15 protein-coding genes are annotated in these 15,307 nt (G+C 61.3%); 12 read left to right on the plus strand and 3 right to left on the minus strand.

Annotation, left to right across the window (positions count from 1 at the left end):
* Nucleotides 1-12: 12 nt before the first annotated feature.
* The 9 genes from B3B04_RS03380 (at nucleotide 13) to B3B04_RS03420 (ending at nucleotide 7,184) form a co-directional block, all read left to right on the plus strand.
* Nucleotides 13-381: a helix-turn-helix domain-containing protein gene (locus B3B04_RS03380; RefSeq protein WP_292039866.1), complete on the plus strand. Its 369-nt coding sequence runs from the start codon at nucleotides 13-15 to the stop codon at nucleotides 379-381.
* 22 nt (nucleotides 382-403) lie between these two features.
* Nucleotides 404-1,093, plus strand: a complete 690-nt coding sequence (tsaB, locus tag B3B04_RS03385; RefSeq protein WP_292039868.1) for a tRNA (adenosine(37)-N6)-threonylcarbamoyltransferase complex dimerization subunit type 1 TsaB — start codon at nucleotides 404-406, stop codon at nucleotides 1,091-1,093.
* The gene (gene rimI / locus B3B04_RS03390; RefSeq protein WP_313442369.1) at nucleotides 1,090-1,512 is read left to right on the plus strand and encodes a ribosomal protein S18-alanine N-acetyltransferase; all 423 of its coding nucleotides are present in this window, start codon (nucleotides 1,090-1,092) and stop codon (nucleotides 1,510-1,512) included. Before tsaB ends, rimI begins: the two co-directional genes overlap by 4 nt.
* 37 nt (nucleotides 1,513-1,549) lie before the next feature.
* Nucleotides 1,550-2,056: a Fur family transcriptional regulator gene (locus B3B04_RS03395; protein WP_292039869.1), complete on the plus strand. Its 507-nt coding sequence runs from the start codon at nucleotides 1,550-1,552 to the stop codon at nucleotides 2,054-2,056.
* 79 nt (nucleotides 2,057-2,135) lie between these two features.
* The gene (miaB, locus tag B3B04_RS03400; protein ID WP_292039870.1) at nucleotides 2,136-3,539 is read left to right on the plus strand and encodes a tRNA (N6-isopentenyl adenosine(37)-C2)-methylthiotransferase MiaB; all 1,404 of its coding nucleotides are present in this window, start codon (nucleotides 2,136-2,138) and stop codon (nucleotides 3,537-3,539) included.
* Between the two features lie 54 nt (nucleotides 3,540-3,593).
* Nucleotides 3,594-4,589: a PhoH family protein gene (locus B3B04_RS03405; RefSeq protein WP_292039871.1), complete on the plus strand. Its 996-nt coding sequence runs from the start codon at nucleotides 3,594-3,596 to the stop codon at nucleotides 4,587-4,589.
* On the plus strand, nucleotides 4,586-5,041 hold the full coding sequence (gene ybeY, locus B3B04_RS03410) for an rRNA maturation RNase YbeY (protein ID WP_292039872.1): 456 nt from the start codon (nucleotides 4,586-4,588) through the stop codon (nucleotides 5,039-5,041). Before B3B04_RS03405 ends, ybeY begins: the two co-directional genes overlap by 4 nt.
* Nucleotides 5,041-6,615, plus strand: coding sequence for an apolipoprotein N-acyltransferase (lnt, locus tag B3B04_RS03415; RefSeq protein ID WP_292039873.1), 1,575 nt, complete (start codon nucleotides 5,041-5,043; stop codon nucleotides 6,613-6,615). Before ybeY ends, lnt begins: the two co-directional genes overlap by 1 nt.
* Nucleotides 6,616-6,773: 158 nt before the next feature.
* Nucleotides 6,774-7,184 (plus strand): helix-turn-helix domain-containing protein, encoded by a 411-nt coding sequence (locus B3B04_RS03420; protein ID WP_292039874.1) that lies wholly within the window; start codon nucleotides 6,774-6,776, stop codon nucleotides 7,182-7,184.
* A gap of 74 nt (nucleotides 7,185-7,258) precedes the next feature.
* On the opposite strand, the gene B3B04_RS03425 is transcribed toward B3B04_RS03420, so the two are convergent.
* Nucleotides 7,259-7,792: a carboxymuconolactone decarboxylase family protein gene (locus tag B3B04_RS03425; RefSeq protein WP_292039875.1), complete on the minus strand. Its 534-nt coding sequence runs from the start codon at nucleotides 7,790-7,792 to the stop codon at nucleotides 7,259-7,261.
* A 177-nt stretch (nucleotides 7,793-7,969) separates the two neighbouring features.
* Nucleotides 7,970-8,524, minus strand: a complete 555-nt coding sequence (locus B3B04_RS03430; protein WP_292039876.1) for a peroxiredoxin — start codon at nucleotides 8,522-8,524, stop codon at nucleotides 7,970-7,972.
* Between the two features lie 420 nt (nucleotides 8,525-8,944).
* Between B3B04_RS03430 and katG the strand changes: the two genes are divergently transcribed.
* From katG to acnB, 3 genes are all read left to right on the plus strand, one after another.
* The gene (gene katG / locus B3B04_RS03435; RefSeq protein WP_292039878.1) at nucleotides 8,945-11,122 is read left to right on the plus strand and encodes a catalase/peroxidase HPI; all 2,178 of its coding nucleotides are present in this window, start codon (nucleotides 8,945-8,947) and stop codon (nucleotides 11,120-11,122) included.
* 92 nt (nucleotides 11,123-11,214) lie between these two features.
* Nucleotides 11,215-12,114, plus strand: coding sequence for a hydrogen peroxide-inducible genes activator (locus tag B3B04_RS03440; protein WP_292039880.1), 900 nt, complete (start codon nucleotides 11,215-11,217; stop codon nucleotides 12,112-12,114).
* Nucleotides 12,115-12,267: 153 nt separating this feature from the next.
* Complete coding sequence (gene acnB, locus B3B04_RS03445) at nucleotides 12,268-14,850, plus strand: bifunctional aconitate hydratase 2/2-methylisocitrate dehydratase (protein ID WP_292039881.1); 2,583 nt, start codon at nucleotides 12,268-12,270, stop codon at nucleotides 14,848-14,850.
* Nucleotides 14,851-14,913: 63 nt separating this feature from the next.
* Here acnB and B3B04_RS14640 read toward each other — a convergent pair whose 3' ends face one another.
* Entirely contained in the window at nucleotides 14,914-15,291 is a 378-nt protein-coding gene (locus B3B04_RS14640) for an Abi family protein (protein WP_409516038.1), read from the minus strand.
* Between the last annotated feature and the right edge of the window lie 16 nt (nucleotides 15,292-15,307).

Genomic DNA, 15,307 nt, shown 5'->3' on the forward strand with positions numbered 1-15,307 from the left:
ATCGAGGGTGAAATGGCGCGGCGTAGTGAAGACATCGACCATTGGGTGGGCGAACGCATCGGCCAGATGCGGCGCGACCGTGGTCTGTCGCAGGGCGCGCTGGCCTCGGCCTTGGGTCTCAGCTTCCAGCAGGTTCAGAAATATGAGGCAGGCTTGAACCGCGTGTCGGCGGCGCGCCTGTTTCAACTGTCGCAACTGTTCGAATGTCCGGTGTCCGCCTTTTTCCCTCATAACGGCGAGAGGTCGATGACCGAGCGAGCCGAAGCCACCGATCTTGACGCTGACGAGCTGCGTCGGTTGACCGAGGCCTTTGGACGTATTGGTGAAGCGCGCGTGCGTCAGTCGGTGCTTGAAGTGGTTCAGGCGCTAGCCCTGCGCTGATGAGGGCGCTAGTGACGGTGACATGAAGGTCATGGTCATCGATACGGCGCTGGGAAACTGCCTCGCCGCAATGTTTGAGGCGGGCGAAACGGTCGCGCCTTTAGGTGTGCGTCAGGAACAGATGACCAAAGGCCATCAGGAGCGCTTGGGCGGCTTTGCCCGCGATGCGGTGTTCGAGGCTGGCGGATTTGACGGCCTTGAGCGCATCGGCGTGACGGTGGGCCCGGGCAGTTTTACGGGGCTGCGGGTCGGGCTGTCGTTTGCATTGGGGCTGGGTACGGCGCGCGGTGTGCCGGTGGTAGGGCTGTCCAGCCTTGATGGACTGGCGGCGTCTGTGCCCGAAGTGGGGCTGGTCGTGGCCGCAATCGATGCGCGTCGGGGTCAGGTCTATGTGCGCCTGTTTGAAGACGGTCAGCCCTTGGGCGACGCCGAGGCGCTGGTCATCGACACCTGCCGCGAAAAGATAATCGCCATCGCCAAGGGGCGGGATCCGGTCATCGTGGGATCGGGTGCTCCTGTGCTGGCCGAAAGGTTTGAACCGTTGGCGGGCGCACAGTGTCATTCGCTGGCGGCCCCCCTCCCCGAGGCCCTGGCCAAGCTGACGGCGATGCTGGATCCCGCCAGTAATCTGCCAGCGCCGCTCTATCTGCGGGCCCCCGATGCGACACCGCCCAGTCGCTTGCCCGGTCAGCCCCGCACGGCGTCGACGTGAGTGACGCCCTTACCCCTGTCCTGATGGCGGAAATACACGCCGAGGCGTTCGATACCCCTTGGGACGAGGCCGCCTTTGCCGGTTTGCTGGATAGCCCGGGTGTATGCGCTCTTGGCGACGAGGCGGGATTTATCCTCGTGCGCACTATCGTCGACGAAGCCGAGATTCTCACTGTGGCAGTCCGACCCTCCGCAAGACGGCAGGGGAAAGGCAGAACCTTGGTCGAACAGGCGATTGTGAAGTCCAAAGCCATGGGGGCCGAACGCCTCTTCCTGGAAGTGGCTGAAACAAACCTGCCGGCCCAAGGGCTATACGGGGTTTGCGGCTTCGAAATTGTAGGTCGCCGCGCGAAATACTACCGCAAACCTGACGGTAGCTTTGAGGATGCGCTCATGATGGCACTGAACTTTCCTCTATAGCTTCCATAAAGAGGCGGTCCGGCATATCTTCCACCGCATGGACCGGATTGAAAAACTTTGCGCCGATCGCGGCATGCGTATGACGGAACAACGGCGCGTGATTGCCCGTGTCCTGTCGAATGCGACTGACCACCCAGACGTGGAAGAATTGTATCGTCGGGCTTCGGCGATCGATCCGCACATTTCGATTGCCACGGTCTATCGGACGGTACGCCTGTTCGAAGAGGCGGGCGTGGTCGAAAAGCACGATTTCGGTGATGGCCGCAGCCGTTATGAAGAAGCGGGCGACGACCACCACGACCACCTGATCGACACCAAGACCGGTGAAGTGATTGAATTCTTTGACGCCGAGATCGAGCGTCTGAAGAACGAGATTGCGCGCAAGCTGGGCTATGAATTGGTGGGCCACAAGCTGGAGCTTTACGGCCATGCCATTCCGGGTGCCGAGCCGACCGAACGCGAAGGCCTGATCTTCAAGCGTGAACGGGCTGGCCACGCCCCCGATGTTCCGGCCTCGATTCTGGCCAAAGAGACCAAAGACTGATCCTGCGTGATCCGATCGGGGCGGGCTTTCGGGTCCGCCCTGCCTTGCAGATGCCCCAAGACGGCATCATAAGCCGCCTATGACCGATACTCTCGATCCGACTGTGGCTGTGCCGGACGCTGTCCGTGCCGAAGGTGACGCGCCCAAGCGCCTGTTCATCAAGACCTACGGCTGCCAGATGAATGTCTATGACAGCGAGCGCATGGCCGACGTGCTGCGCCCGCTGGGTTATGCGCCGACCGATACGCCGGAAGGTGCCGACTTCGTCATTCTCAACACCTGCCATATCCGCGAGAAGGCCGCCGAGAAGGTCTATTCGGAGCTGGGCAAGCTGCGGATGATGAAGGACGAGAAGGCCGCTAACGGTCAGGGCTCGATGACCATCGCCGTCGCGGGTTGTGTGGCTCAGGCCGAGGGCGAAGAGATTATGCGCCGCCAGCCCGCGGTCGATCTGGTGGTCGGTCCTCAGGCCTACCACCAGCTGCCGGAACTTCTGACCCGCACTGCCCGCGCCCGTGGCGAGCGTATCGGTGCGGACTTTGCGCCGAATGAAAAGTTCGACGCACTGCCCGTCGCGCGGGGCACCGACGGCGTTACCGCCTTCCTGACCGTTCAGGAAGGCTGCGATAAGTTCTGCACCTTCTGCGTGGTGCCCTATACGCGCGGTGCAGAATGGTCGCGTCCGGTGAAGGCTGTTCTGGATGAGGCCCGCGCGCTGGCCGATCGCGGCGTGCGCGAAATCACCCTGCTGGGCCAGAATGTGAACGCCTATGACGGCGAAGGCGCGGACGGCAAGCCGTTCACCCTCGCCAAACTGGCCTACGCGCTGGCGGAAATCCCCGGCATCGACCGCATCCGCTATACGACCAGCCATCCGAACGACATGTCGGATGACCTGATCGCGGCGCACGCCGATCTCCAGGCCCTAATGCCCTATCTGCACCTGCCGGTGCAGTCCGGTTCCGACCGCATCCTTCGTCTGATGAACCGTAAACACGGTCGCCAGAAATATTTCGACCTGATCGACCGTATCCGCGAAGCGCGCCCCGATATGGCCATGTCGGGTGATTTCATCGTCGGTTTCCCCGGCGAGAACGACCGCGATTTCGAAGACACCATGGATCTGGTGCGCAAGGTCAAATACGCCAGTGCCTTCTCCTTCATGTATTCGCCCCGTCCAGGCACGCCTGCCGCCACCATGGCCGCGCAGGTGCCGGACGAAGTGGCCCGAGAGCGTCTGCACGCCCTACAGGCCCTGCTGAGCGAGCAACAGGTGGCCTTCAACCAGTCGCTGGCGGGCCGTGTCCTGCCGGTGTTGTTCGAGAAGAAGGGTCGTCATGGCCAGCAGGCCATTGGCCGCTCGCCCTATCTGCAATCGGTCCACGTCGAGGATGCCGAACATCTGATCGGCCAGATCGTCGAGGTTGAAATCCTGTCGGGCCAGCAAAACAGCCTGAACGGCAAACTGATCCAAAAGTCCTGACACCCGTTTCCACTGTGTCGCTGTCCGGTGGCATCGTGAACGAAGGGAATATGAATGGCACGCGAGTCCGAGTTTCTGTCACTGAGCGACAAGGCCCTGCGTGCTGTTGTGGGGCCGGGCAGCCGCCATATGGCGCTGATCGAAGATGCCTTTAAGGTGCTGATTGAAACGCCCGGTGGCGGTGTGTCCATTAATGGATCTCCGCGCGATCGGGCGCAGGCCAAGCGCGTGGTTGAAAACCTTGCCACGGCCGCCGATCGCGGGACCGAGATCGGTGAGGCGGATATTCGCGCGGCCTTGGGACAGGCAGTCAAGACGCCGCGCCCCGGACAGGGCCGCTCGGTGCCAGAGGCCGCCTCCCTGCCCGTAGGGCGCCGTGGGGCCATTGCACCCAAGACCGCCTCTCAGGCCAAATATCTGGAACTGCTGGGGCGCTGCGAGCTGACCTTCGGGGTGGGGCCGGCAGGCACCGGCAAGACCTTTTTGGCCGCTGCCTATGGGGCATCTCTGTTGAAGCGCGGACAGGTGGACCGTCTGGTCATCACCCGTCCTGCAGTCGAGGCCGGTGAAAAGCTGGGCTTCCTGCCGGGTGATCTGAACGAAAAGGTTGATCCCTATCTGGCTCCGATTTGGGAAGCGCTGAACGATATTCTGGGCGCGGACGATGTGGCGCGGCGTCGCGAAAAGGGCGAGATCGAAGCCGCCCCCATCGCCTTCATGCGCGGCCGGACCCTCAGCCACGCCTTCGTTATCGTGGATGAGGCGCAGAACACCTCGCGCATGCAGATGAAAATGGTCCTGACCCGACTGGGCGAAGGGGCCAAGATGGTGGTGACGGGCGATCCGTCGCAGATCGACCTGATGAACCCGCGCGACAGCGGGCTGGCCCATGCGCTTCGTATTCTGAACGGCGTCGAGGGTGTCGGCATCCATCAGTTCAAGTCCGAGGATGTGGTGCGCCATGCCCTCGTGGAGCGCATTGTGCGCGCCTATGATGGTGATGCGGCCCGCAATCGCCCGTTTAACGAGTTGGAGCCTGAAGAGGCATGATCGAAATCGAGGTCGAGGCCGAAGGCTGGACCAAGGCCCTGCCAGAGGTCGAGACTGTCGTGGATACCGCCGCAAAGGCCGCCCTGGGCTCGGTCGAGGGTCAGGTGGTGGTGTTGTTGGCCGATGACACGGTGGTTCAGGATCTGAATGCCCGTTTTCGCCAGAAAGACCGCCCGACCAATGTGTTGTCGTTTCCGGCGGCTGAAAGTGCCTTTCCCCATCTGGGCGATATCGTGCTGGGTCTGGAATACTGCCTGACCGAGGCCGAGGCGCAGGGCAAGACGATCAAGGATCACCTGAGCCACCTGGTCGTGCACGGCGTGCTTCACCTGCTGGGCTATGACCACATGGAAGACGACGAGGCCGAAGAAATGGAAGGCGAAGAGCGCACCATTCTCGCGGGCCTTGGCATTGTCGATCCCTATGCGCTCGACCAAGAGGACGCCGATTGATGGATATTCGGGGGACGTGGCAGCGGGCGCTGACCCATCGCTGGGCGCGGATAGGTCTTGCGCTGGCGGCGGGACTGGCCGCGGGTCTGGTCCATCCTCCGTTTAATATCTGGCCGGGCCTGCTGGGCTATCCGGTGCTGATGCTGCTTGCGGCCCATTCGGTACGGGTGCGCGGGGCCTTCTGGATGGGCTGGCTGTTTGGCTTTGCCTATTTCTTTATCGGCTGCTGGTGGGTGGCCGAGGCCTTTTTCGTCAATCCGGCACAGGCGTGGATGGCCCCCTTTGCGGCCAGCCTTTTGCCTGCTGGCATCGGCCTGTTTATCGGGGCCGCCGCAGCAGTGTTTCGCGCTCTGTCGCTGCGTCGGCTGTCCGGCAGCTTTATTCTTTTTGCGGTGGTGTTTGCCGCCTTCGAGTGGCTGCGTGGCCATGTGCTGACGGGGTTTCCGTGGAATCCGGTGGGTGCCAGCTGGCAGGCTGGCAGCGCGCCGTCGCAACTGGCCTCGGTGGTGGGGGTCTATGGGCTGGGCGTTGTCACACTGCTGGCCGCGTGCGCGTTTGGGCCATTGTTGAATGGCGAGCGCCGTCGCAAGGCTGTGACGGGCGCGGTGCTGGGCGTCGTCATCCTCGCGGGCCTTTTTGCCTTTGGTGCCGTGCGCCTCGGCACGACCGCCGTGGAAGCCAGCGAGACCCGTGTGCGTCTGGTGCAGGCCAATGTCGAGCAGGCCGATAAATGGTCCGAGGATGCCTATGCCTCGATTATCGGCCGTTATCTGGATCTGACCACCCGTCCGGCTGATGGCCCGCTGCCGCAGGTCATCCTGTGGCCTGAAAGCGCCCTGCCCGATCTGGCCAATAATGTTTTCGCCCGCGATGACATCGTGCGCATCAGCAATGCCCTACAGCCGGGACAGACGCTGATGCTGGGCCTTAGCCGCGGCGAGATGGAGCCGTCCAGGGGCTGGGTCTATTACAACTCCATGTTCGCCCTGCGCCGTCTGCCGGAAGGTGGGATGTATGTGGACGGGGTCTATGACAAACACCGTCTGGTGCCGTTTGGCGAGTATCTGCCGCTGGGCGATTTGATGGGCCGCCTTGGCATTCGCAGTCTGGTGCATATGCCGGCAGATCTGTCGTCCGGGCCGGTCCCTGCGCCGCTGTCATTGCCCAGCCTGCCGACTGTGCAACCGCTGATTTGTTACGAAAGCCTGTTTCCGGGCTTTACTGCGGCAAGGGCTGATACCCGTCCCGATTGGATCGCCAATGTGTCGAATGATGCCTGGTTCGGCCAGACGACCGGACCGCTCCAGCATCTCAATCTGGCCTCTTATCGCGCCATTGAAACCGGCCTGCCGATGGCGCGCGCAACCCCGACGGGTGTCAGCGCCATGATCGATCCTTTGGGTCGTATCGTATCCGAAAGTCGGATTGAGGGTGGCGAGGCCGGCTTTAGGGATGTATGGCTTCCAAGACCTGTGAAGGTGACGCCATATGGCCGGTGGGGGGACACGCTGCTGCTGGCGATGCTGGTGCTGCTGATCGGGGGGCACGTGTTGTGGGCACGTGGAATGCGTTAGACGGCCAAATATCGCGGGATTGTTCGATTGTGTTCGCGCCTTGCTTGCATACCGGCAATTTTTGATCGCTTTTTGGGCGTTGAGTTAAAAAATCGGGTGACATCAACGTCGATGCATCCCAATGGGTTAAACTTCACAGTAGTTTAGAGAGTTGCTGCATGGTCAGAGGCGCGGGGGAGAGCGGGCCGCATCCAGTAGATCGCCATGTCGGGCGCAAGGTCTGCGAGAAACGGATTGCTCTGGGATACAACCAAAGCGACTTGGGACGGGCCCTGGGGCTGACGTTCCAGCAAATTCAGAAGTACGAGAAAGGCGCGAACCGTATTTCGGCATCGAAGCTGTGGGATATCGCCCGCTTCTTCAACGTCGAAGTGGGGTATTTCTTCGACGGCCTGAACCTGCGTCCCGGTATGGCCGAGGATCAGGGCGAAGAGTTCGTGCATGATTTCCCGGCGACGCGTCAAAGCATCGAAATCGGCCAGCTGGCACCGCGCCTGAATGCGCGGCAGCAAAAGCTGATCCTCGAGATGATGCGCGAAATGGTCTCGTCCGGCTCGGACAACGGCTAGGTCGTCGGAGGCAAAGAAAAAGGGGACACCGGTAACGGCGTCCCCTTCTTTTTGTTGGGCGTAGACCCTTGAGCTTATTCCGCGATGGCAGCGGCGGAAGCAATCACGCGGCTGGCAGCGTGGACCACAGCACCGATGCGCAGGGTCGCCTGAACCTGAACATTCGAGACGCCGTGCTTGCGCAGTTCGCCTTCGTGGGCATCCAGACAGCCACCGCAGCCATTGATGGCCGATACGGCAGTCGCAAACATTTCGAAATCGATCTTCTCGATGCCCGGATTGGCCAGACCGTTCATGCGCAGCTTGGCCGGCAGGGTGGTGTACTCATGGTTCTTCATGAGGTGCAGGGCGCGGTAGTAGATGTTGTTCATGCCCATGATGGCTGCTGCGGTCTTGGCAGCATTCATGGCTTCCGGCGACAGCACGGTGGCGGCTTGGGCTTCGATCAGCTTGACCACTTGCGGCACGCCGATGGCGTGAGCCGAGGCGACGAAGCAGCCCCATTTTTGTTGGTCGCTCAGAACCGTCTCGTTCGCCAGCGACGAAAGGTTCAGCGAGATGTCCTTGGCGTAGGACGGGATCAGGTCACGCAGGGCGTCGAGGGACATGGAAAACTCCGCTTTGGGCCTGTCGCGCGCTCGGCGCGCCAGAGGAAAATAAGCCCTGAGAGGGCAATGAAAAGGCGGCGCCGGATACCCGCCGCCGCCTTTCCGGGTAGATCATGACCCTACTCACGCGGTCATGATCCGAAAGGGTGGCCAAAAGGCCGCCCCGAAAGGTCTGGCTTAGGCTGCCAGGGTGTCACCGCCAACCGGACGGTTGCAAGCGCACAGTTCGTCGGTTTGCAGAGCGTCGACGACGCGCAGGGTGTCTTCCGGCGAACGGCCAACGTTCAGGTTGGTGACGTAGACGTGTTGCACGACGTTGTGCGGGTCGACCACGAAGGTCGCGCGCAGGGCGACGCCGTTTTCTTCGTCCAGTATGCCCAGTTCACGAGCGAACTTGCCACCGCAGTCAGCGAACTGCCAGATCGGCAGCTTGTCGAGGTCGGCGTGGTCGCGGCGCCATGCCAGCTTGGTGAACTCGTTGTCGGTCGAGCCGCCCAGAACCACGGTGTCGCGGTCTTCGAATTCACGGCCCAGCTTGGCGAAGGCAGCGATTTCGGTCGGGCAAACGAAGGTGAAGTCCTTCGGATAGAAGAAGATGACCTTCCACTTACCTTCGAACGAGTCTTGCGTCAGGGTTTCGAAAGCGGAGACGCCGTTTTCTTCGTGGCTGTTGAAGCCCGGCTTCACGCCAGTGATTTTGAACTCAGGCAGTTTTTGACCGACGCCCAGCATGGGTATCTCCATAGTAAAATGTGTGTGACCAGTGCGCCGACGATCCCCGTCCGCGCCACGTGTATGGAGATGGGCCTTCGCACGTGCGAAGTCAAATCGATGATTTTACGAAGACCTATAAGTTCTTGTTATAAAGCGTATTGTTTCAGCCCTTAGACGGGTGCTCGCGACAAGATGCCCGCGAAAGTCGTGTCATTATGTTGCGTTGCGGCGTTATCTATAAATAAAACCACTACTAGATAACAGATTTATCGATTTTGCTTTTGTTCGGCGGTCGCCTAGCGTCAGCTCACAATCATTCGGGGGAGACCTCTCAGGCATCGCAACCGCATAGGCCCTTTGGGGGGCGGAGACGCGACGTCTGAAAGGAAACAGCCTGCGAACGGTCACGAATTGCTGAACAGAAACAAGGTCTAACACATGACGCAGATCGATAAGTCGGCAGGCCAATGCCCGGTAATGCACGGGGCGGCCACCACGGCGACAGGCGCTTCCAGCCACTTTTGGCCGAATGCCCTGAACCTCGACATCCTATCGCAACACGATGCGAAGACCAATCCGCTGGGTCAGGACTTCAACTATCGTGAAGAGGTCAAAAAGCTGGACGTCGAGGCCCTGAAGGCCGATCTGCGTGAACTGATGACCACCAGCCAGGACTGGTGGCCGGCTGACTGGGGTTCGTATGTCGGCATGATGGCGCGTGTGACGTGGCACGCCGCTGGCTCTTATCGCAACACCGACGGCCGTGGCGGCAACGGCACCGGCAACCAGCGCTTTGCGCCGCTGAACTCGTGGCCGGACAACGTCAACACCGACAAGGGCCGTCGCCTGCTGTGGCCGATCAAGAAGAAGTACGGCAACAAGCTGTCGTGGGCCGACCTGATCTCCTATGCCGGTACCATCGCCTATGAAGTGGCCGGTCTGAAGACCTATGGCTTCTCGTTTGGCCGTGAAGACATCTGGCATCCGGAAAAGGACATCTACTGGGGCGATGAACAAGAGTGGCTGGCCCCGTCGGACACGCGTTTCGATAGCGTAGAAGACTCCACCTCGCTGTCGAACCCTCTGGCCGCCGTCCAGATGGGCCTGATCTATGTGAACCCGGAAGGCGTGAACGGTCAGTCCGACCCGCTGAAGACCGCCGCCATGATGCGCGAAACCTTCGCTCGCATGGGCATGAACGACGAGGAAACCGTTGCCCTGACCGCCGGTGGCCACACCATCGGCAAGTCGCACGGCAATGGCGATGCCGCGAACCTGTCGGCAGATCCGGAAAATGCCGACATCGAAGCGCAGGGCATGGGCTGGTTCAATACCAAGGGCCGCGGCATTGGTCGCGACACTGTGGTGTCGGGCATCGAAGGCGCATGGACCACCAACCCGACCGTCTGGGATAACGGCTTCTTCGAGATGCTGTTCAAGCACGACTGGCATCTGGTGAAGAGCCCGGCGGGCGCTTCGCAATGGGCACCGATCGCGATCGCCGACGAAGACAAGCCGGTGGACGTGGAAGATCCGTCGATCAAAACCATGCCGATGATGACCGATGCCGACATGGCGCTGAAGGTAGATCCGATCTATCGCGCCATTTCGGAGCGTTTCATGAACGACTTCGACGCCTTCTCCGACGCCTTTGCCCGCGCATGGTTCAAGCTGACCCACCGCGACATGGGTCCGAACACCCGCTACATCGGTCCGGACGCGCCGCAGGAAGATCTGATCTGGCAAGATCCGGTTCCGGCTGGCAATGCCAACTATGACGTGGCGGCCGTGAAGGCCCGTATCGTTCAGTCGGGTCTGTCGGATGCCGAACTGATCAATACCGCATGGGACAGCGCCCGCACCTATCGTGGCTCGGACTTCCGTGGCGGTGCCAACGGTGCCCGCATCCGTCTGGCCCCGCAAAAGGACTGGGAAGCCAATGAGCCGGAGCGTCTGGCCAAGGTCCTGTCGGTGCTGGAAGGCATCGCGGCTGAAACCGGTGCCAGCGTCGCAGACGTCATCGTTCTGGGCGGCAATATCGGTGTCGAGAACGCCGCACGCGCTGCGGGCTTTGCCATCGACGTGCCCTTCGCGCCGGGCCGTGGCGACGCTAGCCAGGAGCAGACTGATGTCGCCTCGTTCGACGTTCTGGAGCCCAAGCATGACGGCTTCCGCAACTATCTGAAGTCGTGGTCGTCGATCGTGAAGCCGGAAGAAATGCTTCTGGACCGCGCCCAGCTGATGGGTCTGACGGCTGTCGAAATGACGGTCCTGATCGGGGGCATGCGCGTTCTGGGTACCAATTTCGGTGGCTCGACCACGGGCCAGTTCACCGACCGCGTCGGCGCGCTGACGAACGATTTCTTCGTCAACCTGACCGACATGCGCTTTACCTGGGTGCCGACTGGCAAGAACAGCTACGACATCCGTGACCGTGCGACCGGTGAAACCAAATACACCGCCTCGCGCGTGGATCTGGTGTTCGGCTCGAACTCCATCCTGCGCTCCTATGCCGAGGTCTATGCCCAAGACGACAACCAAGAGAAGTTCGTGAAGGACTTCGTCGCGGCCTGGACCAAGGTGATGAACGCCGACCGCTTCGATCTGAAGCGCTAAGCGGGCAGGAGGGGTGTCTTTTGACCAGTAGGCACCCCTCCTCTTCCATAAATAATTTTGATCTTAAGCCGATGAACCCCTATGTCGGCTCTATGCTCCCCACCCTTCGTCAGCTTCAGTACCTCAAGCTTTTGGCCGAGCATGGCTCGTTCAGCCGTGCGGCCGATGCGGCCCACGTCAGTCAGCCGGCCCTATCGTCCGGCGTGCAGGAGTTGGAACGTATTCTGGGTGCGCCGGTCGTAGAGCGAACCCGTGGTGCTGTGCTGCTGACGGCCGTTGGAGCCGAGGCTGTGCGCCGTGCCGAGGACGTGCTGGCCCGCACCGAAGACCTTGTCGAGGCGGCCCGTAACGCGGGCAAGCCGCTGTCGGGCCGTTTCCGTCTGGGTGTCATTCCCACCGTCGCACCCTATCTGCTGCCGCAAAAACTCGGCGAGCTGCGGGCCCAGTATCCTTCGCTGAAACTGTTCATCCGCGAGGACCTGACGCCGCGCCTGATAGCGGGGCTAAAGTCGGGGCAGCTGGATGCCGCCGTGATCGCCCTGCCCTATGATACGCCGGGTATCGATCACGCCCATATCGCCAATGACGAGATATTGGCGGCCGCACCCAAGGGTCATGCTCTGGCCGGTGTGGGCCCTATTCCCGAGGGGGCCCTGCGGTCCGAGGACCTGATCCTGCTGGAAGACGGCCACTGTCTGCGCGATCAGGCCTTGGCGGCGGTGAACATCGAGGCCCCGCGCGGTGAAGACGTCTTTGCCGCGACCACCTTACCCACCTTGGTACAGATGGTGTCATCCGGTCTGGGCGTCAGCTTCCTGCCGCAGATGGCGGTGGATGCCGGTCTGGCCGACAATCCGGGCGTGGTGGTTCGCCCCATTTCCGAGGACGCGCCCCACCGCGAGATCGTCGTGGCGTGGCGGGCAGGTTCCAGCCGTGCGGCAGAGGCCCGCCTGCTGGCCGAGGCTTTGCGAATGGGGTCGCAGTACGACTGATCCGCCCTTTTAAGGCGGCTCTACGACGGAGATCGAAGGTCCTTCCCGCCTGCGATCCCTTGCGACCCTATGTTTAATGTGGGAAACGCGCGCACGCGCGGTTTTGCGGGCCGAAAGGCCGGTTTTGTCGCGACTGGAACATGAAAGGCCGCCATGCTGGAATCTTATCGTCAACACGTCGCGGAACGCGCGGCTCTGGGTATTCCGCCGCTTCCGCTTTCGGCTCAACAAACCGCAGACCTGATCGAGCTGATCAAGTCGCCGCCGGCCGGTGAATCCGAGCAGGAACTGCTGGATCTGCTGACCTATCGCGTTCCGCCGGGCGTGGACGATGCGGCCAAGGTGAAAGCCTCCTTCCTGGCGGCTGTGGCGCACGGTGACTTTGCTGTCCCGTCGCTGTCGCGCGAGCGTGCGACCGAACTGCTGGGCACCATGGTGGGCGGCTATAACGTCAAGCCGCTGATCGACCTGCTGTCGGATGACGTGGTCGGCAAGGTGGCCGCCGAGGGTCTGAAGAAGACCCTGCTGATGTTCGATTTCTTCCACGACGTCGCCGCTCTGGCCAAGGCTGGCAATGCCAATGCCCAAGCCGTTCTGGAATCGTGGGCCGAGGCCGAGTGGTTCACCTCGCGCGACAAGGTCGCCGAGAAGATCACCGTCACCGTCTTCAAGGTGACCGGCGAGACCAACACCGACGACCTGTCGCCGGCACCGGATGCCTGGTCGCGTCCGGACATCCCGCTGCACTACCTCGCCATGCTGAAGAACAAGCGTGACGGCATCACGCCCGAGCAAGACGGCGTGCGCGGCCCGATCCAGTTCATCGAAGACCTGAAGGCCAAGGGCCATCTGGTGGCCTATGTCGGTGACGTTGTCGGCACCGGCTCGTCGCGTAAGTCGGCCACCAACTCGGTAATCTGGGCCACCGGTCAAGACATCCCTTACGTGCCGAACAAGCGTTTCGGCGGCGTGACGCTGGGCGGCAAGATCGCTCCGATCTTCTTCAACACCCAGGAAGACTCCGGCGCCCTGCCGATCGAAGTCGACGTGACCAGCCTGAACATGGGCGATGTCATCGACATCTTCCCGTACGAAGGCAAGATCGTGAAAGACGGCGAAACCGTCGCCACCTTCGAGCTGAAGAGCCAAGTCCTGCTGGACGAAGTGCAGGCCGGTGGCCGTATTAACCTGATCATCGGTCGCTCGCTGACCGCGCGTGCCCGTGAAGCTCTGGGTCTGGCCCCGTCGACCGTTTTCCGTCTGCCGGTCACCCCGGAAGACACCGGCAAGGGCTACACCCTCGCCCAGAAGATGGTCGGTCGCGCTTGCGGCATGCCGGAAGGTACCGGCATCCGTCCGGGCACCTATTGCGAACCGCGCATGACCACGGTCGGCTCGCAAGACACCACCGGCCCGATGACCCGCGACGAGCTGAAAGACCTCGCCTGCCTCGGCTTCTCGGCCGACATGGTGATGCAGTCGTTCTGCCACACCGCCGCCTATCCGAAGCCGGTTGACGTCAAGACGCACCGCGAACTGCCGCAGTTCATCTCGAACCGTGGCGGCGTAGCCCTGCGTCCGGGCGACGGCGTGATCCACTCGTGGCTGAACCGCCTGCTGCTGCCGGACACCGTCGGCACCGGCGGTGACTCGCACACCCGCTTCCCGATCGGCATCTCCTTCCCGGCTGGCTCGGGTCTGGTGGCCTTCGGTGCTGCCACCGGCGTGATGCCGCTGGACATGCCGGAGTCAGTTCTGGTGCGCTTCAAGGGCGAAATGCAGCCGGGTATCACCCTGCGCGATCTCGTCCACGCCATCCCGTACTACGCCATCAAGCAAGGCCTGCTGACCGTTGCCAAGGCTGGCAAGATCAACGCCTTCTCGGGCCGTATCCTTGAGATCGAGGGCCTGCCGAACCTTAAGGTCGAGCAAGCCTTCGAACTGACCGACGCCTCGGCAGAGCGTTCGGCTGCGGGTTGCACCGTCAAGCTGAACAAAGAGCCGATCATCGAGTACATGACCTCGAACATCGTGCTGATGAAGAACATGATCGCCGACGGCTATCAGGATGCCCGCACCCTGCAGCGCCGTATCGACGCCATGGAAGCCTGGCTGGCCAACCCGAACCTGCTCGAAGCCGATGCCGACGCCGAATACGCGCACGTCATCGAAATCGATCTGGCCGAGATCAAGGAGCCGATCCTGTGCGCGCCGAACGATCCGGACGATGCCCGCCTGCTGTCGGAAGTGCAGAACACCCAGATCGATGAAGTCTTCATCGGTTCGTGCATGACCAACATCGGCCACTTCCGCGCCGCCTCGCTGCTGCTGAAGGGCAAGAAGGACATCCCGACCCGTCTGTGGGTGGCACCGCCGACCAAGATGGACGCCTCGGAACTAACCAAGGAAGGTCACTACTCGACCCTCGGCGGCGCTGGCGCCCGTATGGAAATGCCGGGCTGCTCGCTGTGCATGGGTAACCAGGCACAGGTGAAAGAAGGCGCGACTGTGGTTTCGACCTCGACCCGCAACTTCCCGAACCGTCTGGGCAAGGGCTCGAACGTCTTCCTGTCGTCGGCCGAACTGGCTGCCGTGGCCTCCAAGCTGGGCCGCCTGCCGACCGTGGAAGAGTACATGGCCGAAATGGGCGTCATCAACGAGAACGCCTCGGAAGTGTACCGCTACATGAACTTCGACCAGATCGAAGAGTACGCGGACCGCGTCGCCGCTGAGTAATCAGCAGCCCAACGGTTAGCGTTGAAATGAAGAAGCCCCCTCGGAGTGATCCGAGGGGGCTTTTTAATTCCAAAGAGCTTCCTGGTCCCAGTTTTCGGGGAAGCCTGTAGCGTCAATTTTCAAGTGTGGACTCTGCGGTATTGTTTTCATGTGCTCTTTGAGCTTTTGCCCCCATAAAGATTTAGGGTTTGAAGTCTTAAGCATGAACTGAATTATACAAATTGGGGCATATATTCTGAAGGCACTATTGGGTGTGTCGAGTATGTGGTCCAGCAGAGGAATCTCTCCCCTTTTGGGGAGTTTTGGTTGATCTACCGGTGAGATGTTCCATAGCCTGCTGTGATGAGCTGTGACATTTCTAATGAAATTTAGACTCCTGATCCAAGAAGGAAGTAAATCTTCTCTATTTTCAGGAATGTTGAACTTCGAAGCTAGGCTCAGGACTCATAGCCAAAAG

Source organism: Brevundimonas sp. UBA5713, from assembly GCF_002419815.1.
Taxonomy (GTDB): domain Bacteria; phylum Pseudomonadota; class Alphaproteobacteria; order Caulobacterales; family Caulobacteraceae; genus Brevundimonas.

Excerpts from the sequence above, each read along its gene's own strand:
- B3B04_RS03380 (WP_292039866.1), top strand. The coding sequence starts at position 13 with ATGGCGCGGCGTAGTGAAGACATCGACCATTGGGTGGGCGAACGCATC.
- tsaB (WP_292039868.1), top strand. The coding sequence starts at position 404 with ATGAAGGTCATGGTCATCGATACGGCGCTGGGAAACTGCCTCGCCGCA.
- B3B04_RS03395 (WP_292039869.1), top strand. The coding sequence starts at position 1,550 with ATGGACCGGATTGAAAAACTTTGCGCCGATCGCGGCATGCGTATGACG.
- miaB (WP_292039870.1), top strand. The coding sequence starts at position 2,136 with ATGACCGATACTCTCGATCCGACTGTGGCTGTGCCGGACGCTGTCCGT.
- B3B04_RS03405 (WP_292039871.1), top strand. The coding sequence starts at position 3,594 with ATGGCACGCGAGTCCGAGTTTCTGTCACTGAGCGACAAGGCCCTGCGT.
- ybeY (WP_292039872.1), top strand. The coding sequence starts at position 4,586 with ATGATCGAAATCGAGGTCGAGGCCGAAGGCTGGACCAAGGCCCTGCCA.
- lnt (WP_292039873.1), top strand. The coding sequence starts at position 5,041 with ATGGATATTCGGGGGACGTGGCAGCGGGCGCTGACCCATCGCTGGGCG.
- B3B04_RS03420 (WP_292039874.1), top strand. The coding sequence starts at position 6,774 with ATGGTCAGAGGCGCGGGGGAGAGCGGGCCGCATCCAGTAGATCGCCAT.
- B3B04_RS03425 (WP_292039875.1), bottom strand. The coding sequence starts at position 7,792 with ATGTCCCTCGACGCCCTGCGTGACCTGATCCCGTCCTACGCCAAGGAC.
- B3B04_RS03430 (WP_292039876.1), bottom strand. The coding sequence starts at position 8,524 with ATGCTGGGCGTCGGTCAAAAACTGCCTGAGTTCAAAATCACTGGCGTG.
- katG (WP_292039878.1), top strand. The coding sequence starts at position 8,945 with ATGACGCAGATCGATAAGTCGGCAGGCCAATGCCCGGTAATGCACGGG.
- B3B04_RS03440 (WP_292039880.1), top strand. The coding sequence starts at position 11,215 with ATGCTCCCCACCCTTCGTCAGCTTCAGTACCTCAAGCTTTTGGCCGAG.
- acnB (WP_292039881.1), top strand. The coding sequence starts at position 12,268 with ATGCTGGAATCTTATCGTCAACACGTCGCGGAACGCGCGGCTCTGGGT.